A 23,284-nucleotide genomic window follows, 5' to 3' on the forward strand; every position below is an offset into this window, starting at 1 on the left:
TGTTATGCCCTTACAGCGTTTACCAAACTGGATTCAACTTGGTGCTTTTTTACTCGCACTAAATGCTGGTATGGTTAACGTATTGGGGCTATTTACTGTTCTACATCAATCAGTTTCACACATGACTGGCAACGTCAGCATGCTGGCAATGACTTTGCTACAATGGCAACCAGAGCATTTTATTTATCTCAGTTTAGTAGTTTTATGCTTCGTGATTGGATCGTTTTACAGCGGTCTCATTCTTGGGGATAGTAATGTCTCTTTTGGTCATCATTACGGTTTCCCACTTAGTTTAGTTGCTGCATTTCTATTTTTAACTTGGCTTTTGTTACCTTACTTCCCGCGCTATGGTTTGTTGTGGGCATGTGTCGCCATGGGCGTACAAAATGCGATGGTCAGTCACTATAAAGGTGCAATTATCCGTACAACACATTTATCAGGCGTTTTAACGGATATTGGTTTAACCTTAGGTTATAAAGTTCGTGGTCTAAAAATAGAAAATAGGCGTATTTTTTTACACTTGCTCATCTTTCTAGGATTTTTTATCGGTGGGCTTATTGCGAGTTTGCTTTATCCTTATTTAAAATTACAAACTTTTCTAATACCAGCAAGTTTAAGTCTGACCATGAGTATAGCTTACTGGGTAATTTACTTTCGCTCTTCATCAAACTCGAATTCGGATTGAATTATGGTTAAAAATGCATTACAAGCTCAGTTACTCAAAGCGGGTTTGGTCGACAATAAAAAAGCCAAAAAATTAACCAAACAGGTGCAACATGAGCAACGCACTGGACAACATGATGATGCCTCATTAAAAGCTGAAATCGATCGAGTGAATCAAGAGAAATTAGCCAAAGACCAAGCACTGAATTTAGAAAAACAAAAGGTTTTAGAAGAAAAGGCCCTTAAAGCTTCAATTATTCAAATGATCAAGCAACATAAAATTTTGCAAACAGAGGGTGATGTTACCTATCAATTCATTGATGAGGGGAAAATCAAAAAGGTTTATCTTTCACAACAAGTTTATAATGCGTTAGTGACGGGTTCTTTAGTTATTGCTAAAGATCAAGATAAATATGCTTATCTCCCTAAAGCTCTTGCAGAAAAAATTGATCAGAAAATGCAAGGATTTATTCTGGTTAACAATAATACTGAGAAAAATGATCAAGCAACTGATGAAGAAGACCCATACGCGGCTTATGTCATTCCAGATGATTTAATGTGGTAAATCACACCTCATTAATGTAATACAATCTTACAGATCGTATTCAAAATGTGATCAACTCATCATAATATCTTTTAACACCTTACAATTAACAAAATGAAAATTGTAAGGTGTTTTGATTTGAATTATTTAAGTTTTATTCGCGAAATTAGAAGTGAATTAAGCCAATACCCTTGGTTAGAAATGCTCATTTCATTCGCAATTTTGATTTTTCTGGCGGCTTTAGCAAATTTTATTGCCAAAAGAATTATTGTGCGTGGTATCCGCCATATCATTACAAAGCTTAAGTCACCCCATCAATCAATTTTTGCCCAACACAGCGTTACACGTCGATTTGCAAATATCGTTCCTGCGATAGTGATCATGAATGGGATCAGTGCAGTTCCCCATCTTCCATTAAAAGTAATTACATTAATACAAATGGGAGCGCAGGCATTTATTTTTCTCACGCTTGCTTTATCAATTAGTGAAGCACTGAATATTTTTAACTTAGTGTATCAACGCAATCCAAAATCGAGAAATAAACCCATCAAAGGTTATTTACAGCTGATCAAACTGATTTTATTCGTTGTCTGTGGTCTTATGATTTTAGGTACTTTTCTTAAAAAAGATGTGTTTACTTTACTCGCAGGCTTCGGTGCAATGGCAGCAGTTCTCATGCTGGTCTTCCAAAATACGATCCTCTCTTTAGTCGCAAGTGTACAAATTGCCTCTTATGATATGGTTCGCATTGGAGACTGGATTGAGATGCCCTCTTTAAATGCGGATGGCGATGTGATTGATATATCTCTGCATACAGTGACCGTACAAAATTTCGATAAAACACTGACTACCATTCCGACCAACAAACTTGTCACTGATACATTTAGAAACTGGCGTGGTATGAGTAATTCAGGCTGCCGTCGTATTAAACGTTCGATATTTCTTGATCAAAGTAGTGTTCACTTTATGACTGATAGTGAACAGCGAAAATTTAAAGATTTTTTACTTTTAGACCATTATCTTGATGCAAAACAAGATGAAATTAATAAGTTTAATGATCATTTAAGCAATCAATCAGAATGCAACCAACGTCGTTTAACCAATGTGGGAACATTCCGTGCTTATGTAGAGTTCTATTTACGCCAACATCAAGGTATTGCGCAGAATCAAACTATTTTAGTTCGTCAACTACAATCCACTAGTGAAGGTCTACCTTTAGAAATTTATGCATTTACAAATACGACAGCATGGGCATCTTACGAAGCAATTCAATCTGATATCTTCGATCATTTAATTGCAATTATTCCTGAATTTGGTTTGAGAATTTATCAAGCACCGTCAGGATATGATTTTAAAAACCATTTACCTGTTAAAGATGCTCAAATCTAATGTGAACTAAGCTTTAAGGCTTTGCTTTTTTCAATACTAAAGCCTTAGAGTATTCAAATAGAAAAACCTTTAAACCTAATTTCCCAAAATTTTCTATGAAACCTTAAAATGTGTAGATAATGCAGTTTTATTCTTATCGGTTGAGTGTCTAAAAAATTTTTGCAATAAACTAAGATAAGGAATCAGAAAGTACACATGCGCTTTATCTATGGTTGAATAAGCCACACCTAATTAATGTTTCTGTTTAAAGGCTTCTAGGGTTAACCAGCCGTTTGCGGAATGCCTTTTGACCCGATTGTAATAAATCTCAATATAGTCAAACAAGACAGCATTCGCCTCTTTTCGAGTGGCAAACACACTACCATGTATCACATGACCTTTCAGAGTATGATAGAAGCTTTCTGTCACTGCATTATCCCAACATGAGCAGTGCACTGCGCAAAGCTGCGTGACATACTTTGAATACAGTTATTCGTTAAAAAAGCATTTAGCCATTTTTACATCTCCAAAGTTAGCATGAAGTTAGCTTTAGAGGGACTATGTGTACATTATTTTGGCTAGGGTCACTTATGGATTGGCATCTTGGTTAATCATTCTATATATGCAAATAAGAGTATATAAGCCGTTCAAACAGAATGTGTATCTCCCTTTACAACCTAGATAACGAAGTTATTCAATCTTCATAATACATCGCACGCTTCTTTGAAAATTTCTCAAGTTGCTTCAGAAAACCTTCAAAGTAATTCTTCTCCTTATCTTCAGTACGGTAGCCTGCATATAATGTGCGTCTCAATCCTTGCGGCGACACACAGTCTAAACGACGGCTGACAACCCATCCCTTTTGTTCATATTCATTAACGACCCAATCAGGTAAAGCAGCAATACCACGCCCACTGGCAACCAACTGAATTAACATCTGCGTTAAATCAGTCGTTCGAATATGCTTAGGTTGAATATTTGCTGGAATGAATAAATGCGCCATGATATCTAAACGATGTTTATCAACTGGATAAGTAATCAACGTTTGTTCAGCCAAATCTTCAACTAGGATTATTTCTTTACGCACCAATGGATGTGTCGTTGAGAGTACTAACCGTGACTCGTATTCAAAAATCGGAAAGTATTCAATCCCTTTGAGTGCAATTGGATCAGCAGTGATTAATAAATCAAACTCGGCATTTTGCAATAATTCATGCGGATTAGACTCAAAACCCGCTGCAAAATCTAAATCGACATCTGGATATTGCTGGCGATATTGATTTAATAAAGGCATCAGCCAGTCAAAACAACTATGACATTCAGATGAAAAAATAATTCTCCCCGTTTGTCCATGCACGATACGAGTAATATCCGTTTGTGCTATCTGAACCTGAGGCAACACATCATCTGCTAGTCGAAGCAATCGCTCGCCGACATTGGAAAAACTTACTGGACGACTACGGCGATTAACAACTTCTACACCATACCAATGATCAAGTTCTTTTAATTGATGCGAAATTGCTGAAGGAGTTAGGCATAGATCTGTCGCAGCAGCAACCAATGAACCATGCTCACGTAGTGCAATTAATGTTTTTAAATGACGAAGTTCTAACACAACGATCACCACAATTGAATTTAATTCATCCTATCATGTTATTCATGAGTGTGTCTCACTATGAATTTTATTTCATTATTGTTTATGCTTCCATACCATCTCGATTCGATTTAACTCAGGGCTATAAGCTGGAATAAAATACAGATTCGTCGAAAAGTTAGTTTTAAGTAGTTCTCTGTAATCAGCCATCTTTTTACTTCTATGAATCGAGGCATTATCAACAATAAGAACCAATGGAAGGTTATACGTCTGTTTTACTTGTTGAGCTATTCCAGTTAAATAGGCATAAAACCAAGTGCTTGTAACTGATTCTTGTAAACAACTTGTCACCAGTTTCCCCGTTAAAAGCAAACACCCCATGACATTAACTCGTTTTAATCTTATTGCATCAACCGCATGAACATCACCTATCTTTGTCCACGCATAGCGGTTATCAGGTGTAGAGAAAACCCTGTTTCATCTACATAACCTAGTATAATTTCACCACGTGCCGCTTGCTCTCGTAATTCTTCAATCTGCTGTGTTGCTTGTTCAAATGCAATCGGATCTCTTTTTTTTAAGCTATGACGGGTACGCTTGAAGACCATACCTGAATCACGTAAAAACTTACGAATGGTTTCAACAGACACGGACACTTCGTATTCTTCATGTAGTTTAACTCGGGTTTGTTCTGTATTTATTATCCCGAGTTTATTTCTTAATAAACTTAGAAATGCAAAAATTTCGATTTAATGATTCAAACCAATAAAAGGACAATTAAACGCCCTGTATATACGCCTACTCAACAATCAACGCTTTATCAAAATTTTGCGCGTTTAATTGAAACTTTACCAAGAAGCTAATTTTTAATAAATTATATAAAAGTCAGTTATTTATCTTGAAATTTAATAACTGAATTTTATTATTCAATTATCATAATTTTAAATAAATGTGAATTAGTTTAAATTCATATTATAGAGTTATAAATCACCTTATAAGTACTGTATTTTATTTAAATTAATTTAATTAATTCATATATTTAACTGAAAAATAATGGATAAACTGTAAATTTAAGAATCAATTAAATAAATAATATTATTTTTTTCTATGATGTTTATTTAATACCATGTAAAATTCGTGCCAAAATTGCATGATGGAATGCAAATAATGCTCAGCTCATATTAGCAGAGAGCGAATGCGAGGCTTGTATGTCAAAAAAAGAAGATATTATTAACACAGCATTAAAACTTTTTAACTCGCATAGCTACAATTCGATTGGGGTTGATCGAATTATTAGTGAGTCAGGCGTTGCAAAAATGACATTCTATAAATATTTTCCATCGAAGGAAAAGCTTATTGAGGAATGTTTACTTCAACGTAATATTAACCTTCAAATCTCATTGAATGAAACATTAGCTCAATGTGATCAATCAAATTATTTAGAGCAAATTGAATCGATATTCAAATGGTACAATGCCTGGTTCCAAAGCGAAGACTTTAACGGCTGTATGTTCCAAAAAGCACTTGAAGAAGTGATTAAAATTTACCCTTCAACTCTTGAACCTGCGACACAATATAAAATATGGCTAACAGCCTTGATCCAAAACTTACTGACTCATTTAGATATTCGAAGCCCGACACACTTAGCTACATTAATCGTAAGTATTTTAGATGGAATGACCATCCAAGCGCATGTAAATAAAAACTCTGTTGAAATGAGTGAGTATTGGACTCGCGTAGAACATTTAATTAATTTTGAAAAGCAAATAACATCATAAAATTCTCAGAAAGCTGAGTTAAAACAAATAATATGAAATTGAAAGTATAAAAAAATAAAGCGTGATTTATAGTTATTATTGTGGCTCACGCTTGCGTCTGAGTTGGAAAAAGAATAATAAAAATATTACCCTCTGGCGGTCGTACAAATTGCACATCCCGATCCTTCTTATCAAGACAGATCTTTCTGTCTTGTTCTTTATTATATACATTTTTCCTGAAAGTACAAATAAAATTTTAAAAATTTTTATATTTATTAATTAAATTAATTACATAATTTTATTATTTATAAAATTTTAACAATTTCTAACATTGCTCAAAATATCTAAACTCTCAAATTTTAAAGTCTAAGCGTTATTAATGACAAATATAAGTTTCACTGATATAGATATTCACAAAAAACCATTGTATTTTTCAAGTTTTAATACATTTTTATGTTTTTCTCACCTTATACTAAGTTCGGCTTGAATGTAGTGAGAAAAGTATGCAAAAGGATATAGAGATCAACGTGATGAGAGAGTCTGCAAGCTCTATTGTCAATGTACTTAAGTCTTTGGCAAACACAGATCGCTTAATTATTTTATGTCATTTAGCCAAACAAGAATTAAATGTGTCTCAAATTGAAGAAGCTACTCATATCCTACAACCTACACTGTCACAACAGCTTATGATGTTAAGAAAAAGTAATGTAGTTTCTACACGTCGGGATGGAAAGCAAATCTTTTATTCAATTAGTGACCCTAAGTTACAGGTTGTTTTAACTACGCTTTATGAAAATTATTGTCCTAATATCTGAATTTTACTAGAAAGATTATTAGAGAATTATTGAAATTCTTAATTCTCTAAAAAAGGTTAAATTTTAAGTTCTCTTTCGCCCTTTGCTCAAAATTCTGTTGAAAATATTCAGTTTGATACAGCGGTTCTGTCTGATAAAAATGTGCTAGAACTTGTTTTCTTTTAATCAAATAAATATCTGGATATACCCAAGCATATTCCTGCTGAATCTGCTGTTCATATTCCGTAAAACGCTCAGCTGAAGCTGCTAGAATCGCCAAATCAATATCCAGTAAAAACTGTAAATCTAGTTCATTCGTTGCTTCATGCTTTTGCGTGACAAGAATCCATCGCTTAATCTTTTGAACAATTTCAAATGATAAATCTTGAGCCAAATACTGCTCGAACAGCTCAGCACTTTTAAGTTCATTATCTTTGGCTTGTGGGTCATAAACTGCATCATGGAACCAGAGCGCCAATGCTACAGCATCCGCATCAATTAAATCAGCTCGAATCGAGTCAACTAGAACTAGACATTCATACAAATGTTGCAGCGTATGATAAGCCCGCTGCTTTTCACTGTAGGCAGCAATCAACTTATTAAAAACTTTCTGCGGCTCTGAAAAATGATAATGCTGATGCAGCTCAAACCATGATTTTTCTAATGTAGATAAATACTGCGGCATTGCTCATCCTCATTGGATTTCTTTATTCAGCCACTTTGCCAGTGATTCAGCATCTTTACGTTCTAGAAAAAGCTGATACAAGATACAGGAGCCAAACTCATGTTTTAGTTCTTGCTGACGTACAGGATGATTACCAAATCGAAAACGTCTGGTTCCATCACGATCTAAAGGTAGCGCATATACCCCATAACTCCGCGGTTCTGTCAATTGCCCTTTAATCCGAACTTGATCAGACGATATCGCGTGTTTTAATAAATGTTCTTTGGTTAACATCCCACCCTGCCCAAAGTAAATCTAAGCTGCGTGTTGCTCATCTCTCTTAAAGACCAATTCTTTATTCGATGAACTTTCAGCATCAAAGTAATACCCTTCACTATCAAATGCTTTTAATTGTTCTACTTGGCTTAATTTATTTTCAATCAAGTATCTCGCCATCAGGCCACGCGCTTTTTTCGCATAGAAACTAATAACTTTATACTTTCCGTTCTTCTGATCCAAGAATACAGGCTTGATAATTTCTGCCTGAATTTTCTTTTCATTCAAAGATTTATAATATTCGTCAGAGGCCAAATTTACCAACACTTTTGCATCAATTTCAGCTAAATCCTGGTTAATTTGATCGGTGATCATACTGCCCCAAAATTCATATAGATTATGACCACGGCTATTCTTTAGTTTAGTTCCCATTTCCAAACGGTATGGCATCATCAAATCCAACGGGCGCAATAAGCCATAAAGACCAGATAACATACGCAAATGCTGCTGGGCAAAATCAATCTCTCGGTCTTTTAGGTGATAGGCATCTAAACCTGTGTACACATCGCCTTTAAATGCAAATAATGCCTGACGTGAATTAGAAAAATCAAAATCTGCATTCCAGTCACGAAAGCGCTCTACATTTAAGTTAGCTATTTTCTCACTCACCGTCATCAATGATGCGATTTCACTCGCAGAAAGCTTGCGACAAACATCAATTAATTGTTGAGATTGCGCCAACAAACGAGGCTGAGTATATGTATCAGTCGGTAATGTAGTTTCATAATCTAGTGTTTTCGCTGGAGAAATTAAAGCAAGCATAATCAATCAGAATAAATTTATCTTGGTGAAACTATATCAGTTGATAATTTTTAATGCCAATTCGTGTTCTCGTTCAGTTTTATCGGTAAAATAGTGGATTCTTCCATTATCCATTGCGTATCTTATGTCTGAGCAAGTATTCATCCAAGGTCCTGTTGGTCAAATTGAAATGTTTGTAGATCAACCCCAAGGTGAAATCACAGGTTTTGCTGTCGTCTGCCATCCACATCCTTTGCAAGGTGGTACACCGCATCATAAAGTTCCTGTACTACTGGCTCAGATTTTTAATGAGATGGGATGCGTGGTTTACCGTCCTAGCTTCCGTGGCTTAGCTGGCAGTGAAGGTACACATGATCAAGGTCATGGTGAAACAGATGACATTATGGCAGTGATTGAATATGCCCGTGAGAAGCATGCAGGTTTAACCTTCTATGCAGGTGGTTTTAGCTTTGGTTCACATGTACTGGCAAAATGCCAAGCACAACTCAGCGAAGAATTACGTCCGAAGCAATTAGTGTTATGTGGCTTGCCAACAGGCTCAGTGATTGACTTACGCCACTACACAACCCCAGCAATTGATGGCAATATCTTATTTGTACATGGCGAACAAGATGACATCACCTTGCTTTCAGATATGATTGCTTGGGCAAAACCACAAAAACATCCGATCACGATTTTGCCAGGTGCAAACCATTTCTTTACTGGCTATCTAAAACAGTTACGCCAAGTGATTGCTCACTTTTTGAAACTGTAGACTTAAATAGAAAAACAGGACATTGACAGTGAAAAAGGATTTTTACATCACCAATCTAAAAAAAACACTTTATATTGCACATGAATTACACAAACGAGGATTTGAATCTTTATATGTTGAACCCTCTCTATCTCCTTCTGGTTGTTATTGGAGATGCTCTTTTTTGAATAGCCATAAAAATGCATCTACCATTATTATTTCTAGCTGGATTCAAAAAAATAGAGATATCCGCAAAACAGAAATCACTCAAGATATTACTGAACTGACTGAGCTATTTATTCAACAACATCAAGAGTTTTTAAACCAATGCAAAAATAAGAATTCTGCCTATATTGAGTGGTATCAAAATATGCTTAATTGTTTAACTATTGAAGAGCTGCCTTATGCCTATTCAGATTTCCACCATGAAAGCAATTATTGGATGACAACAAAAGATCAAAAAATACCCATTTTCAAATAATAAAATCAAATATTAACCATTGAAACATATAATAAAATATTCATTCGATTACTAAAAGAAATACTCCTAACGCCCCATTTCTGCTTTATCAATATCGATAAAATGAGCATTCGGATTTTTAATAATCAAATTAAATAAAAAACAGGGACTTTTTTAAAGCAAACAATTGAATATTGGCAACAACAAGGCACGATTACGCCCGATATTGCCAATGATTTAAATCAAAGTTCTTCGATTCGATCTTTTGACTGGGAACGTTTGGCAAAATACTCATTCTGGATTTTCATGATTTACGCCGTGATTGCGATTGCTGCAATGACAGCCGATAAGTTCTTAATGGAACTGATCGAAAAAATCTTTATTGACTCCAAAATCATCCCTTGTCTGATTTTTGCTGCAGTTGCGGTGGCCAATGTAGGCCAACACTATGGTAAGCCTGTGCTATTCATAATTAACACACCGCAAATGTATAAACACGGCTTTGAGTTTTATCAAGCAGAAAATGGTGTTTGGCTAACAATACACATACCAACACAATATTTATCACTGATTGATCAGACCAAGACAGGATCATCGGTCTGATCTCAGGATTAATTCGTTACTTCACACTTTCCAGTGCAGTCACCAGTAACTTCCAGCATTTATTTACAGTATCTATTTTCACACGCTCACCTGGTGCATGCGCCCCTTGAATATCAGGGCCAAACGACACCATCTGTAAATCAGGATAATGTTCCGCAATAATGCCACACTCCAAACCTGCATGAATGACTTTTAAATTAGGTTCAATATCAAATGCAGATTGATAAGCCTGTTGTAAGCACTTTAATGCAGCCGATTCTGGATTCGGTGTCCAACCTGATACTAAAGGCGTTAATTCAGATTGAATTTCAAAACTGGCAAAGTGCTGTTGAATCTTTTGAGCAAATGCTACTGCTTCTTGATTCACCATCGAACGAACCATAATTAAGGTTTTCGCTTCATCTTTGGTCAATTTGACCACACCAATATTATTCGAAGTCTCAACCACATCAGCTAAAGCGCTACTCCACTGGGCAATCCCGTATGGACAACTTGCCAATGCTTGCAACCAAGCTTGCTGTTGCTGCAATGTTATAACTTCATTTATCGGGTTAGCATTTTGCTGTAAGCTGATCTGTAGCTGATCATCAATGTTCTGTAACTTTTGTTGCCATTCAGTTTGTGCCACAGCAACGACATTTTCCAACGCGGGTAATTGCTCTGCTTTAATTGCAATGGTTGCCACAGCTTCACGCGGGATGGCATTTCGTGCCGATCCACCGACAAACTCAACCAATCGGCCATTGGATGGTGCCAAATAATCATTGAGGAAATGGGCTAGAATGATATTGGCATTCCCACGACCTAAATGAATATCAACCCCAGAGTGACCACCTTTCAAAGCTGATACCAGTAAATCTACAAAGATTAAATCACTTGGTGCTGTTTCATATTCAAGTGTCTGTCCCACTTCTAGGTCAATACTGCCTGCACAGCCAAGATACAGCTCACCCCATTCTTCGGTATCAATATTGAAAAGCCACTGTCCAGTTAACACGCCTGACTCAAGCAAACGAGCACCACTCATTCCTGCTTCTTCATCAATGGTCAAGAGGACTTCAATCGGCCCATGAGCAATATCATTTGATTCTAATACCGCCATTGCAAGTGCAACGCCAATGCCATTGTCTGCACCAAGCGTGGTATTTTCAGCAATCAGCCAACCATCTTTTAAGACTGGTTGAATTGGATCTTTAAAAAAATCATGCTGGGTGCCACGATTGGCTTGTGTCACCATATCCAGATGGCCTTGCAAAATCACACCAGCAGCCTGTTCTTTACCCGTAGTTGCCGCTTTTCGAATAATTAGGTTACCAATGTTATCGACATAGGTTTCCAAATTGCGCTGTTCTGCCCAATCTTTTAAATGCTGTCTTAACCGTTGTTCATGTTTAGATGGTCGAGGAATTGTACATAAGGTCTCAAAATGCCGCCAAACTACTTGTGGAGATAATTTAGAAAAATTGACCTGTATCATGCACCAATACTCTCAAATAAAGTGTTTAAACAAATATACACCATACACCTAAATGGCGATGCTTAAATCACTTTATTTAAGATTTTATTGGCAAAATCGTCTTAGCTTTTCCATACAAATTGAGAAAAGCTATGCTCTGCTTTTAAGCTATTTTCTACGGCTTGAGCCAACTGTCGGATAATACTTTGCGTTTCGATTTGTTCAAACCAAGCTTGTTCTTGCTATGAATTGGCAGAGATTTCACAGAGAATAATGTTCTAATTGTTTATAGAGTAGCGCTGCAACATATTCTTGCGTGATATAGCATTCATTTAGTGGATGATAATTACCCCATGTTTAGGGCAATCTGCTATAAATTGCAATGTTTTCATGGTATTCCCACTATTTTTATTTTTTTAGCTGGATCGCAGCATAGAATCGACTGGTACGGTAAGAATGATTATATATACAATTGTCTTTAATTGATTAGACGATTGTCTTACTTATTTTACTAAATTGATAAATTTAGACCTAATTAGATATGTACATGTCCAAACTCATCATTTTCATTATTTATACGTTTTATGTTTGCACCTAACAACTTATTTTTATGTATAAACAAATAAAAAATGCAGCATTTAGCTATTCTAAATGCTGCATTTTTCAATTCGTTTACTGATTTACGACTTGTAAATCTAAACCTGCTGAGTTTGCTAGCTCAGTAAAGGTTGGAAAACTGGTTGCAACCGTTTCCGTACCATGAATGGTAATTTCACCGGAAGTACGCAAACCTGCGATACTGAAACTCATGGCAATACGATGGTCATGGTGAGATTCAATTTCACCGCCAGCAAAGATTGCCGACCAGTCACCTGACTTGCCTTTACCTTCAATGATGATGCCATCTTCTGTTGGCGTACAGTCGATGCCCATGATTTTCAAGCCATCAGCCATGACTTGAATACGGTCAGACTCTTTGACACGAAGTTCAGCTGCACCCGTTAATACGGTTTGACCTTCTGCACATGCAGCAGCAATGAATAATGCTGGGAACTCATCAATTGCCAAAGGTACTTGATCTTCAGGCATGTGAATACCCTTGAGTGTACGAGAACCTTTAATATGAATATCTGCGATAGGTTCACCACCTGCAATACGCTCATTTTCTACCGTCAAATCAGCACCCATCTGTTTCAGAATTTCGATCACACCAGTGCGTGTTGGATTGATTCCAACAGCTTCAAGAACTACATCAGCACCTTCTGTGATTGCGGCACCCACCATGAAGAATGCAGCCGATGAAATATCAGAAGGAACTTGAATATCAGTACCAACTAACTTACCACCACCCACAAGTGAGATTTTATTACCTTCGGTTTTCACATCATAACCAAAAGCACGCAACATACGTTCTGTGTGATCACGCGTTGGCTCTGGTTCTGTTACCGAAGTTTCACCTTCAGCCCATAGACCTGCTAGTAAAATACCTGATTTGACTTGAGCAGAAGCCATTGGTAAGTCGTAATCAATACCCTTTAAAACTTGGCTACCCGTAATGCTAACTGGTGGTGTACCTTTCTCACCTGTGGTTTGAATTTGCGCTCCCATCAAACGCAATGGTTTTGCAATACGCTCCATAGGACGCTTAGACAGCGACGCATCACCAGTCATGACAGAATCAAATTTTTGAGCAGAAAGCATTCCAGACAACAAGCGCATACTTGTGCCTGAATTACCCATGTATAAAGCACCAGCAGGTGCTTTTAGACCTTGCATTCCAACGCCATGAATCGTCACTTCACCATTCTTTGGACCTTCGATGCTCACTCCCATATCACGAAAAGCTTGGAGAGTTGCTAAAGCATCTTCGCCTTCCAAGAAACCTGTTACATGAGTTGTGCCTTCTGCAATCGCACCAAACATGATTGAGCGATGTGACACAGACTTATCACCTGGTACGGTGAATTTACCTGTAAATGTTTTCTTTCCGGGCAAAATGGTAAATTGCTGTGTCACCTTGTTTTTCTCCATCAAAGGTTTTTTGGCTAACATATGATTAAAGTGTTGGCGTGCAGCTTGCGCATGGCCAAGCAAACCCATCAATGCTTGTGAATCTTCTTGTTCAATCAGTTTCTTCAAAACTGATAACTGCTGTTCAAAACCCTCTACAGCATTCAAGATTGCAGTTTTATTGGCAAAGAAAATGTCATGCCACATCTGAGGATCGCTTGCTGCGATACGTGAGAAATCACGAAAACCACCTGCAGCATAGCGAAAAATGTCTAAATTATCTTCACGGTTTGCAAGCTGCTCAACCAAATTAAATGCCATCAAATGTGGTAAGTGGCTTGTATGTGCAAGCACTTCATCATGCTTCTTCACATCCATGCATATAACTTCTGCTTTTGCAGCAGACCATAGTTGAATCAACTTCTCAACAGCCCAATCTGCACTAGTCGGTAGTGGCGTCAAAATCACTTTATGATTGGCAAATAAATCAACTTTACCCGCATGCACACCTGTATGTTCGGCACCTGCAATTGGATGTCCTGGTACAAAACCTATAGGTAAATCTTCACCAAAGACTGCTTTAGCAGCTTCAACCACATTACCTTTAGTGCTACCAACATCTGTGATGATGACATTTTCAGTTAGATAAGGTTTGATCTGTTCAAGTACTTTTTGCGTCGCTCTGACAGGTAAGGCTAAAACAATTAAATCTGCATCTTGAACAGCTTCTTCAGGTGTTGCATAACCGTGTTGAATAAGCCCTAGTGTTTTGGCATCTTCTAATGTTTTTTTTGAGCGTGTTGAAGCTACAATTTGACCAGCAAGCTGTTCTGCCACAATCACACGAGCAAGACTCGAACCTATCAGCCCAAGCCCAATAAATGCAACTTTATTAAATAATGGTTGAGACATAAAACATTTTTGCCTATGTAAAAATCTCCCCTAACCCCTCTTTAAAAAGAGGGGAAACTCCTCCCTTTTTAAAGGGAGGCTGGGAGGGATTCAAAATACAATAAATTGAACTATAAAACAGCGATAGGATATGAACCCAAAACTCGCAATTCTTTTACATTAGGTCGAATTTCATCTAATGCTGCAGCTACATTTTCTTGATCAATATGCCCTTCCAAATCAATGAAGAAAACATAAGCCCATTTCTCAGGAAGCGCTGGACGAGTTTCAATACTAGTCAAACTAATTTTATGTTTAGCAAATGGCGCAAGGATTTCCAATAAAGCACCCGCACGATCATGTGCAGAGATCAGTAAAGACGTTTTATCATTACCACTTTGTGGAATTTTCTCGCGACCAATCACAAGGAAACGTGTCGTATTTTCAGGGTTATCTTCAATGTTGCTATGTAATATCTCTAAGTTATACATACTTGCAGCAATATCTGAAGCAATAGCGGCAGAATGCCACTCATTACGAATACGGCGAGCAGCTTCCGCATTTGAATTAAGCGCTACACGCTCTACACCTGGATAATGCGCATCTAACCATTTGCGACATTGAGCAAGGGTTTGTTGATGTGCATAAATCTGTTTGATGCTGTCTTTACGAGTATTTTCAGATACGAGAAATTGATGATGAATGCGAAGTTCTACTTCACCAATCACATTTAAAGTAGATGATTTAAAGCAATCTAAAGTGTGGTTTACGATACCTTCTGATGAATTCTCAACTGGAACAACACCATAATGCGCACCACCAGCTTCAACTTCACGGAACACTTCATCAATCGTTGGCAATGGGCGCACAACTGCATCTTTACCAAAATGTTTTAGCACAGCTGAATGCGTATATGTACCTTCAGGACCTAAAAATGCAATGCTTTGAGGTGCTTCAAGTGCTAAACAAGCGGACATGATTTCACGAAATAAACGTGCCATCGTCGCATCAGACAATGGACCTTGATTACGTTCCATCACCTTGCGGAGAACTTGAGCCTCACGTTCAGGACGATAAAATAATGGGTTTTCTTCAGCTGCAAATTTTGCTTTTGCTACAGCTTCAGCCAGCGTAGCTCGACGGTTAAGTAATTCTTGGATTTGTTGATCAACACTATCTATATCATTACGAATTTGTTCTAAATTAAGTGACGTCGATGTGTTTTGTCCATCGTTTACCATTGAATGCAGCCTCAGCAAAATCATCTATATAAATGGGTTACAATTCATCTATGAACTGTTATGCGAAGCTAGTATAACAAGACTTTAACGCTTTAAACACGTGAAGATTTAACTCTTTTTGCTTAGGTCAAAGCCCTTGCGTATTTTTATAAATGGTTTTTCGCAAATCATTACAATCCCGACCTTTGTTTTTAAAATTATTCATCAAGCATCAGATTGCGCTTTATTCAATCACAACAGACAAAATTCAATCAAGTTTGATAAAATCTGTAATAAATAAAAATTGATGCCATCCATGATAATGAATATAAAAACACCTTTACTGATTAGCGTAATCGCCACAAGTCTAGCAGGATGCATAGGCTGCTATAATCCAACAGGATGTAATAAAGATTCTTCACCCTATTATGTTACAACGACAACAACTCAAATCAGAGGAATAACTGTTCCTAAGGCAACCAAACTCAAATACAAATCAAAAAATTCATTTCAAAAAGACCAACAGCAACATCCATTAAATGAAAAAGATTTAACAAGCATTGAACTTCCACCAAATACGGCGATCAATTGGGGAGGAATGCCCTCTTATTTATTTATCAAATTTTTTAATTCAGAAATGAAAGGATATTCTATTTATCCTGTTAAAGAGCTGAAACCTCAAATAGAAAATTCATTCGTAAAGCTCTGGAAAAGTTGTGATAGTGCATTGGACGTTACTTTGAAAAATCCAAATGATTGGTCATTTAATCCAGAAAATATGGAAGTTACAGGATGTAGCGTGAATATTCAAAAAAGAAGTCAATATAATAATCATTGGCCAAACCAAGATGAAGCAGATAAATTTCTGCTTGATATCAATCGTGCTTTACAAAAGCTCCCTAAACAGAAAACTTATCCAGTGATTCAATATTCAACAGAAGAACAATAAAAAAGCCTGCTAAAAGCAGGCTTAGGATATCAAAGTCGGCTTATGATTTACCAATCAATCCACGTGCAACGATTTCTTTCATAATTTCGTTGGTACCACCATAAATACGTTGGATACGCGCATCAACGAAGAAACGTGAAATTGGATATTCTGTCATATAGCCATAGCCACCAAATAATTGAAGTAAATTATCGGCTACTTTCATTTGCATATCGGTACTAAAGCTCTTTAATGCCGCTGCGGTTTCTACATCCAATTTGCCTTCATTATACAAAGCAACGTTTTGGTTATAGAAAGCGGCTGTTGCTAATTCATCAATTTTTGCTTGAGCCAATACAAAACGTGTATTTTGAAATTGAGCAATTGCTTGACCAAATGCTTGGCGTTCTTTTACATAAGCTGTTGCTAAATCAATTGCACCACGGATTGCACCCAAAGAGGTCGCTGCGATTGCAGTACGCTCACGTGGTAATTCCTGCATCAAGTAAGCAAAACCTGAACCTGCATTGCCCAATAACTGGTCTTTAGGTACTTTCACATTATCAAAGAAAAGTTCAGAGGTATCTTGTGAATGCAGACCAATTTTGTCTAAGTTCGTGCCCTTTTTAAAGCCTTCCAAATGTGTATCAACCAATAATAAAGACACACCTTTAGCACGTGCTTGTGGATCAGTTTTGACTGCTAGAACAACAACGTCAGCATGCTGACCATTTGAAATAAAAGTTTTTGAACCGTTTAACACATAATGATCATCTTGCAAAATTGCACTCGTACGCATTGCCTGTAAATCAGAACCAGCACCTGGCTCAGTCATACCAATCGCACCAACAACTTCGCCAGAAACCATTTTTGGCAACCAGTACTGCTTTTGTTCTTCAGTTCCGATATGTTGAATATACGGTGCCGCAATTTCAGAATGACAAGAAATCGCTGTTGATAATGCGCAATAACCCGCACGTGCAGATTCTTCAACTAACATTAATGAATAATGGGTTGGTACACCATAACCACCATATTCTTCTGGTACATCTACACAGAGAAAGCCATTTTCACCCAATGAAGACCAAACTGAACGTGGCATAATGCCTTCGCGTTCCCACTGATCATAATGAGGTGCAATTTGCTCGCTCATAAAACGTTTAAAGTTATCACGGAAGAGTTCCAAATCTGCATCGTAAGCTAACATCATTATTTCCTTTCGCTTTCATTGTTTTTAAAAATTCGATTTGCAGCCATGCTAATGATTTTTAGATTGGATGTCATGTTCCGTTTACATCAAATCACTAGACTGATTCGGTCAATAATTTTGTTTGCACTCTGCATAAGCAAACGCTAATTGTTTATTGATTAGACAGCTCCTCATATTTTTTTACGCTAAATACGTCACTTTTATGTCATATTCCTTTTATTGTTGGCGAAGACTTCTCATACGATCATGAATACAAAACGAAATATTTATAAAACTGTAGAACACCCCTTTGCTCAGTATGTTCGTATCTTGGGTAAAGGGAAAACAGGTTCTCGTTCGCTCAGTTATGAAGAAGCCTATCAAGCATTTAGCATGATTTTAAAAGATGAAGTCTTGGATGTTCAGTTGGGTGCATTCTTAATGCTTTTACGTGTTAAGGAAGAATCTGTCGATGAATTGGCTGGTTTTGTTCAAGCAACACGTGATCAACTCAATTTTCAGCCACTTGATGTCGATCTTGACTGGTCATCTTATGCAGGCAAGCGTAAGCACTATCCGTGGTTTTTATTGGCGGCATTAACACTGGCTCATCATGGCTATAGAATTGTGATGCACGGCGCATCGGGTCATACTATTAACCGTGTTTATACCGAGCAAGTTTTACAATACTTAGGCTATTCTATTTGTGAGAATGAGCTAGATGTTCGCAAACAACTAGATCAACATAATTTTGCATTTTTGCCACTTGAAGCCATTTCACCAATTCTGAGTGAATTAATCTCACTCCGCAATGTGATGGGCTTACGTTCTCCAATTCATACGCTTGCTCGTCTAATTAATCCATTTAATGCAAAAGCCACTTTACAAGCAATTTTCCACCCTGCTTATCGTACTTCACATCAACACACCGCTTTTCGTTTAGGCTATCAAAATAGTGCTGTGATTAAAGGTGAAGGTGGTGAGTTTGAGCGCAATCCTGATGCCAAAACATTAATTTGTGGGATTAAAAATGGTGAGCTATATGAACATGAGCTACCAAAATTAACACCTGACCGTAGTCCGATTGAAGAAGAACTTGATCTTGCAGTATTTAAAGCAGTTTGGCTCGGTGAGCAAAAGCATGAATATGGCGAAATGGCAGTGATTGAAACCATGGGAATCGCTTTGTATACCATGGGTGCTGTGAATAGTTATGATGAAGCAATGATTAAAGCGAAAGCGCTTTGGGACAATCGTTTTTAAACCAAAAAATAAATAAGGTGATTTTTTAAATCACCTTTTCTACAAAACTATATCTTTTTGATCCTAAAAATAAAATATATAAAGAGCAACCATTAAATTATTCGTTAAAGTAATCAGTATTTTATTTAAAGAAATTACATCAATAATAGACAGCGTAATAAAAAGCGATGACTTTATTAAAATCATCGCTTTAAATACTACTTATATTAACTAAACAAAACGAATCGGCTTAAATTCAGGTTCATTTTTGTGATGGTCGTCATCACACTCTTCACCGTCTTTTTTAGTGCCACGGTCGATATAACCACTGCGCTGTTCTTTTGGTAAATTTTCCATTTCCCATGCATAAACGGCTTGCATACAGGTTTCACGCTGTTCTTTAGTGAGTGCAACGCCATTTGGCCATTTACCAATTTCAACAGCAGTACGGAGACGCTCAACAATTTCAGGATTTAAAATAGCGAGCATTTGTTCAATATTCATGAGTCATCCTGTTGAAAAGATTCAAAATCTTGATTCCAGCCCAGTTTAGTACGGCAAGCCATATAAAAATCATAACCAGGTGGATGTAATAAGCTTAGTTTAAATGGATGTTTACGAATATGCACCGTATCACCTACATTTAATGCAACACTATGTTGTCCATCCGCACTCACCATCGGTAAGACACGATTTTCACGGATGGTGATCTTAATCTCACTTTGTCCACCGACAACGATTGGACGTGATGACAAAGTATGTGGGTGCATTGGTACGAGTGCAATCGCATCCATACTTGGATGCAAAATTGGCCCACCGCCTGAAAGCGAATAAGCGGTCGAGCCTGTTGGTGTTGAGACAATTAAACCATCACTGTGCTGACGATAGACATATTGCCCATCAATACTCAGCTCAAAATCAATCATATGAACCGATTTACCTGAGTGTAACACCACATCATTCAAGGCAATTGCATCATAAATGGTTTCGTTATTGGTGCGAACTTCCATTTCGAGCAAGAAACGTCGATCGAGTTGAAATTGACCTTGTAGTACCTGATCCAGTTTAAAAATTGCTTCTGCTGGCTTAATATCAGTTAAAAATCCGAGTCGACCACGGTTAATCCCAATAACGGGTGTATTGTATCTGACTAAAGCACGTGCCGCATGAAGTAAAGAACCGTCGCCACCTACAACGATCACCAAATCCACCACTTCACCTAATAAATTACGGCTCACGGTCTGACCATAACTATAAGGTACAAGTTTGGCTGTTTCCTGATCAAAAACGGGATTTAAGCCTAAAGTGATCAAATGATCATGAATTAAACATAACGTTTCTACTACAGAATTCTTATCTGGTCGCCCAATTAGACCAATATTTCGAAAGGATTTATGTGAAATTAGCACGAATAACTCAGCTCCACCGCGACTATTGACTATCATATCATTAACAATCAAATTTTCGTTGATGATTGATTAAAAAGTATAAAAATGTCTATTCGTTGTTTTTTTATACGATTAATGTCAACACCTTCTGAAAGTTTTTATTGCATGTTGCTATTTATTCACAGTTTTATGATTGCAAAATGACAATAAGCTATCGCATCATTACTCACATTGTTTCGGTTTTAACGCAAGTCTATGAAGTGTGAACGTGGTATTGGTTTTCTAGCACTAATTTTTTCAATTTTAGTGATTGGTGTGTTTATTGCCTTTAGTATCTATCTGATCCGTTTGGATAATATTATTCGCAATAAATTTGAAGGTCAGCGTTGGGATATTCCTGCCAAGGTATTTGCTCGTCCATTAGAAATCTATGCGAACGCCCCTATTACTCAAGAAAATTTTATCCAAGAATTAAAATTATTGGGCTATAAAAATACAGCGAACTATGAAAAATCAGGAAGTTACATCATTCAAGGCAACCAAATGTATGTTCACACACGTGGTTTTGACTATGGTGATAGTAATGAACCTGAACAGGTGCTTGAGATTGCTTTCAATCAAGGTCAAGTCGGTGAAATTCGTTCCACTAAACCTTCGAGCACAGGCATTGCTCGTTTAGAACCTCTATTAATTGGTGGTATCTATCCACAACATAATGAAGACCGTGTCCTCATTAAGCTAAATAAAGTACCAAAAACACTAATTGAAGCATTGATCTCAACAGAAGACCGAAATTTTTATCACCATCATGGTGTTTCTATTCGAGGTACAGCACGTGCCTTAGTCAGTAATGCAACCGGTGGTCGACGTCAAGGTGGCTCGACATTAACCCAACAATTAGTTAAAAATTTCTATCTTTCACCAGAAAAAACGCTCAAACGTAAAGTCAATGAAGCGCTTATGGCGTTGTTGATTGAGCTACATTACAGCAAAGATGAAATTCTAGAGGCCTATTTAAATGAAGTAAATTTAGGTCAAAATGGTAATTACTCAATTAACGGTTATGGCTTAGCTTCACAATTCTATTTTGGTTTACCTCTGAGTGAATTGAATATTTCCCAACAAGCCTTTTTGGTTGGTTTAGTACAGGGTCCAACTTTATATAATCCTTGGCGTAATCCTGAAGCGGCTAAAAAGCGCCGTGATGTTGTATTAAACAATATGATGGTGATGGGCTATTTATCTGAAACAGAATATCAAGATGAAATCTCACGTCCTTTAAATATTGTGAGTAAACCAACTTTAGGGCCTGCAAAATTCCCAGATTTCCTTGATATCGTACGTCGCCAATTACGTACAGAATATCAAGAAAGTGATATTACCAATCAAGGCCTGAAAATTTTCACAACGCTTGACCCGATTGCACAGACCCAAGTTCAAAATGCTTTTAAAGACTCTGTTGAACGTTTAGCAAAAGCAAATCCAGCACGTTTGAAAAACTTACAAGGTGCTGTGCTTGTAGCCCATCCTGAGAATGGTGAATTGGTTGCTGCTGTTGGTTCAACCCAAGATTTTACTGGCTTTAACCGTACACTAGATGCTAAACGTCAAGTCGGTTCGTTGTTAAAACCAATTATTTATCTAAATGCGATCGAATCTGGACGTTATACGTGGGCGAGTCCGATTGAAGATAGTGCCGTTAATATTCCAGTTGAAGGTGATAAGAGTTGGACACCAAAAAATTATAGTGGTGGTGAACACGGTGTAGTACCTATGCAACAAGCCTTGGCAAATTCATATAACCTATCTGCTGTTCGTTTAGGAAATGAATTTGGATTATCAGCATTTTCTAATAAGCTAAAACAATTTGGTGTCAGTTCGAATATTCCAGCTTATCCATCTATCTATTTGGGTGCAGTAAATATGTCCCCAATGGAAGTACTTGGCATTTATGGTAATTTTGCAACAGGTGGTTTCAAATATCCTCCTCGCTCTATTCGTACTGTTGTTGATGCAAAAGGACATTTGCTTGAACGTTATAGCTTAAATGTTCAACAAACGATTGATCCTGCTGCTGCCTATATTTTGAACTACGGTTTGCAACAAGTTATGCGTTCAGGTACTGGACGATCAGCTTATGGCAGCTTACCTGAAACCTTAAATTTAGCTGGTAAATCAGGCACCACTAATGATACACGCGATTCATGGTTCGCTGGTTATTCAGGCAATCATGTCGCTGTCGTCTGGTTAGGTCTAGACGATAATAAAGTTACTGGTCTCACGGGTTCTTCAGGCGCATTACCTGTCTGGACCAATATAATGAAACAGCTTCGTCAAGAACCCGTCAATCTTCGTCAAACTGACAATGTAGAATGGCAATGGATAGACAGCGCAACTGGTGATTTATCTGCGCAAGGCTGTGATGGCGCAATGTATATTCCCCTACTTCGACAAACTGTACCTCGTCGTGCAACCCTATGCGGCCAATCACATTATGAAGTTGAACCAACCAATATCCCATCCGAGGAAGACACTCAGGGGGATCATTACAGTGATGGCAATACTAATACCAATTATATTCGAGAAAGTGAAAATCAAATGGACACCGATTTATCCAATCATAATTCTACACGTGTGATTTCGAGCGGTAGTTATAGCGGTGAAAACTAAGTTACAAGGATG

At 37.3% G+C, this 23,284-nt stretch carries 21 protein-coding genes and 4 pseudogenes; 11 read left to right on the top strand and 14 right to left on the bottom strand.

Annotated features, from left to right (window positions below; translation table 11 throughout):
- Positions 1–4: 4 nt before the first annotated feature.
- The 3 genes from NO346_RS09850 to NO346_RS09860 all read left to right on the top strand — a co-directional run bounded on the left by NO346_RS09850 (position 5) and on the right by NO346_RS09860 (position 2,596).
- Positions 5–685 (top strand): YoaK family protein, encoded by a 681-nt coding sequence (locus NO346_RS09850; RefSeq protein WP_256415059.1) that lies wholly within the window; start codon positions 5–7, stop codon positions 683–685.
- Positions 686–688: 3 nt separating this feature from the next.
- Positions 689–1,228 (top strand): DUF2058 domain-containing protein, encoded by a 540-nt coding sequence (locus NO346_RS09855; RefSeq protein ID WP_004662427.1) that lies wholly within the window; start codon positions 689–691, stop codon positions 1,226–1,228.
- A gap of 117 nt (positions 1,229–1,345) precedes the next feature.
- Entirely contained in the window at positions 1,346–2,596 is a 1,251-nt protein-coding gene (locus NO346_RS09860) for a mechanosensitive ion channel family protein (protein ID WP_256415060.1), read from the top strand.
- 231 nt (positions 2,597–2,827) lie between these two features.
- On the opposite strand, the pseudogene NO346_RS09865 reads toward NO346_RS09860, so the two are convergent.
- The 4 genes and pseudogenes from NO346_RS09865 to NO346_RS09880 all read right to left on the bottom strand — a co-directional run.
- Positions 2,828–3,075, bottom strand: a pseudogene (locus NO346_RS09865) (IS3 family transposase); the annotation flags it as partial.
- Positions 3,076–3,269: 194 nt separating this feature from the next.
- Positions 3,270–4,190: a LysR family transcriptional regulator gene (locus NO346_RS09870; RefSeq protein ID WP_162620833.1), complete on the bottom strand. Its 921-nt coding sequence runs from the start codon at positions 4,188–4,190 to the stop codon at positions 3,270–3,272.
- Positions 4,191–4,277: 87 nt separating this feature from the next.
- Positions 4,278–4,574 (bottom strand): annotated as a pseudogene (locus tag NO346_RS09875) (transposase); the annotation flags it as partial.
- Between the two features lie 23 nt (positions 4,575–4,597).
- Positions 4,598–4,819 carry a hypothetical protein gene (locus NO346_RS09880; RefSeq protein ID WP_256415061.1) on the bottom strand — a complete coding sequence of 74 codons (222 nt, stop codon included), beginning with the start codon at positions 4,817–4,819 and terminating at the stop codon, positions 4,598–4,600.
- A 558-nt stretch (positions 4,820–5,377) separates the two neighbouring features.
- On the opposite strand from NO346_RS09880, the gene NO346_RS09885 reads away from it, so the two are divergent.
- On the top strand, positions 5,378–5,947 hold the full coding sequence (locus NO346_RS09885) for a TetR/AcrR family transcriptional regulator (protein WP_087545325.1): 570 nt from the start codon (positions 5,378–5,380) through the stop codon (positions 5,945–5,947).
- 482 nt (positions 5,948–6,429) lie between these two features.
- Positions 6,430–6,741, top strand: a complete 312-nt coding sequence (locus NO346_RS09890; RefSeq protein WP_005215950.1) for a metalloregulator ArsR/SmtB family transcription factor — start codon at positions 6,430–6,432, stop codon at positions 6,739–6,741.
- 46 nt (positions 6,742–6,787) lie between these two features.
- On the opposite strand, the gene NO346_RS09895 is transcribed toward NO346_RS09890, so the two are convergent.
- Genes NO346_RS09895 through yaaA form a run of 3 tightly spaced genes read right to left on the bottom strand, consistent with a single transcriptional unit; the run spans position 6,788 to position 8,482 of the window.
- Positions 6,788–7,405, bottom strand: coding sequence for a metal-dependent hydrolase (locus NO346_RS09895; protein WP_256415062.1), 618 nt, complete (start codon positions 7,403–7,405; stop codon positions 6,788–6,790).
- A 9-nt stretch (positions 7,406–7,414) separates the two neighbouring features.
- The gene (locus tag NO346_RS09900; protein WP_087546946.1) at positions 7,415–7,678 is read right to left on the bottom strand and encodes a hypothetical protein; all 264 of its coding nucleotides are present in this window, start codon (positions 7,676–7,678) and stop codon (positions 7,415–7,417) included.
- A gap of 21 nt (positions 7,679–7,699) precedes the next feature.
- The gene (gene yaaA / locus NO346_RS09905) at positions 7,700–8,482 is read right to left on the bottom strand and encodes a peroxide stress protein YaaA (protein ID WP_256415063.1); all 783 of its coding nucleotides are present in this window, start codon (positions 8,480–8,482) and stop codon (positions 7,700–7,702) included.
- 124 nt (positions 8,483–8,606) lie between these two features.
- Here yaaA and NO346_RS09910 point away from each other — a divergent pair, with 124 nt between their 5' ends.
- The 3 genes and pseudogenes from NO346_RS09910 to NO346_RS09920 all read left to right on the top strand — a co-directional run.
- Positions 8,607–9,236, top strand: coding sequence for an alpha/beta hydrolase (locus tag NO346_RS09910; RefSeq protein WP_087546948.1), 630 nt, complete (start codon positions 8,607–8,609; stop codon positions 9,234–9,236).
- A 28-nt stretch (positions 9,237–9,264) separates the two neighbouring features.
- On the top strand, positions 9,265–9,696 hold the full coding sequence (locus NO346_RS09915) for a hypothetical protein (RefSeq protein ID WP_005159807.1): 432 nt from the start codon (positions 9,265–9,267) through the stop codon (positions 9,694–9,696).
- Between the two features lie 124 nt (positions 9,697–9,820).
- Positions 9,821–10,125 (top strand): annotated as a pseudogene (locus NO346_RS09920) (DUF2157 domain-containing protein); the annotation flags it as partial.
- A 169-nt stretch (positions 10,126–10,294) separates the two neighbouring features.
- On the opposite strand, the gene NO346_RS09925 reads toward NO346_RS09920, so the two are convergent.
- The 4 genes and pseudogenes from NO346_RS09925 to pheA all read right to left on the bottom strand — a co-directional run bounded on the left by NO346_RS09925 (position 10,295) and on the right by pheA (position 15,876).
- Complete coding sequence (locus tag NO346_RS09925) at positions 10,295–11,755, bottom strand: aminoacyl-histidine dipeptidase (RefSeq protein WP_256415064.1); 1,461 nt, start codon at positions 11,753–11,755, stop codon at positions 10,295–10,297.
- Between the two features lie 101 nt (positions 11,756–11,856).
- Positions 11,857–12,126: pseudogene (locus NO346_RS09930) on the bottom strand (hypothetical protein).
- A gap of 280 nt (positions 12,127–12,406) precedes the next feature.
- Positions 12,407–14,656, bottom strand: coding sequence for a bifunctional prephenate dehydrogenase/3-phosphoshikimate 1-carboxyvinyltransferase (locus NO346_RS09935; protein ID WP_256415065.1), 2,250 nt, complete (start codon positions 14,654–14,656; stop codon positions 12,407–12,409).
- Between the two features lie 110 nt (positions 14,657–14,766).
- Complete coding sequence (gene pheA / locus NO346_RS09940; RefSeq protein ID WP_004911627.1) at positions 14,767–15,876, bottom strand: prephenate dehydratase; 1,110 nt, start codon at positions 15,874–15,876, stop codon at positions 14,767–14,769.
- Between the two features lie 301 nt (positions 15,877–16,177).
- On the opposite strand from pheA, the gene NO346_RS09945 reads away from it, so the two are divergent.
- Positions 16,178–16,804 (top strand): hypothetical protein, encoded by a 627-nt coding sequence (locus tag NO346_RS09945; RefSeq protein ID WP_256415125.1) that lies wholly within the window; start codon positions 16,178–16,180, stop codon positions 16,802–16,804.
- Positions 16,805–16,844: 40 nt separating this feature from the next.
- On the opposite strand, the gene NO346_RS09950 is transcribed toward NO346_RS09945, so the two are convergent.
- Complete coding sequence (locus NO346_RS09950; RefSeq protein WP_256415126.1) at positions 16,845–17,990, bottom strand: acyl-CoA dehydrogenase family protein; 1,146 nt, start codon at positions 17,988–17,990, stop codon at positions 16,845–16,847.
- A gap of 249 nt (positions 17,991–18,239) precedes the next feature.
- On the opposite strand from NO346_RS09950, the gene NO346_RS09955 reads away from it, so the two are divergent.
- Complete coding sequence (locus NO346_RS09955) at positions 18,240–19,235, top strand: glycosyl transferase family protein (protein ID WP_256415066.1); 996 nt, start codon at positions 18,240–18,242, stop codon at positions 19,233–19,235.
- A gap of 210 nt (positions 19,236–19,445) precedes the next feature.
- On the opposite strand, the gene NO346_RS09960 is transcribed toward NO346_RS09955, so the two are convergent.
- A complete protein-coding gene (locus NO346_RS09960) occupies positions 19,446–19,718 on the bottom strand; it encodes a YeaC family protein (protein WP_005230905.1) in 273 nt (90 codons plus the stop codon).
- Positions 19,715–20,623: an NAD(+) kinase gene (locus NO346_RS09965; RefSeq protein WP_256415127.1), complete on the bottom strand. Its 909-nt coding sequence runs from the start codon at positions 20,621–20,623 to the stop codon at positions 19,715–19,717. Before NO346_RS09965 ends, NO346_RS09960 begins: the two co-directional genes overlap by 4 nt.
- Before the next feature lie 234 nt (positions 20,624–20,857).
- On the opposite strand from NO346_RS09965, the gene mrcB reads away from it, so the two are divergent.
- Positions 20,858–23,272 carry a penicillin-binding protein 1B gene (mrcB, locus tag NO346_RS09970; protein ID WP_256415067.1) on the top strand — a complete coding sequence of 805 codons (2,415 nt, stop codon included), beginning with the start codon at positions 20,858–20,860 and terminating at the stop codon, positions 23,270–23,272.
- The last annotated feature ends 12 nt before the right edge of the window (positions 23,273–23,284 follow it).

The sequence above is a fragment of the Acinetobacter sp. 5862 genome (genome assembly GCF_024494585.1).
In the GTDB taxonomy this organism is placed as follows: Bacteria; Pseudomonadota; Gammaproteobacteria; order Pseudomonadales; family Moraxellaceae; genus Acinetobacter.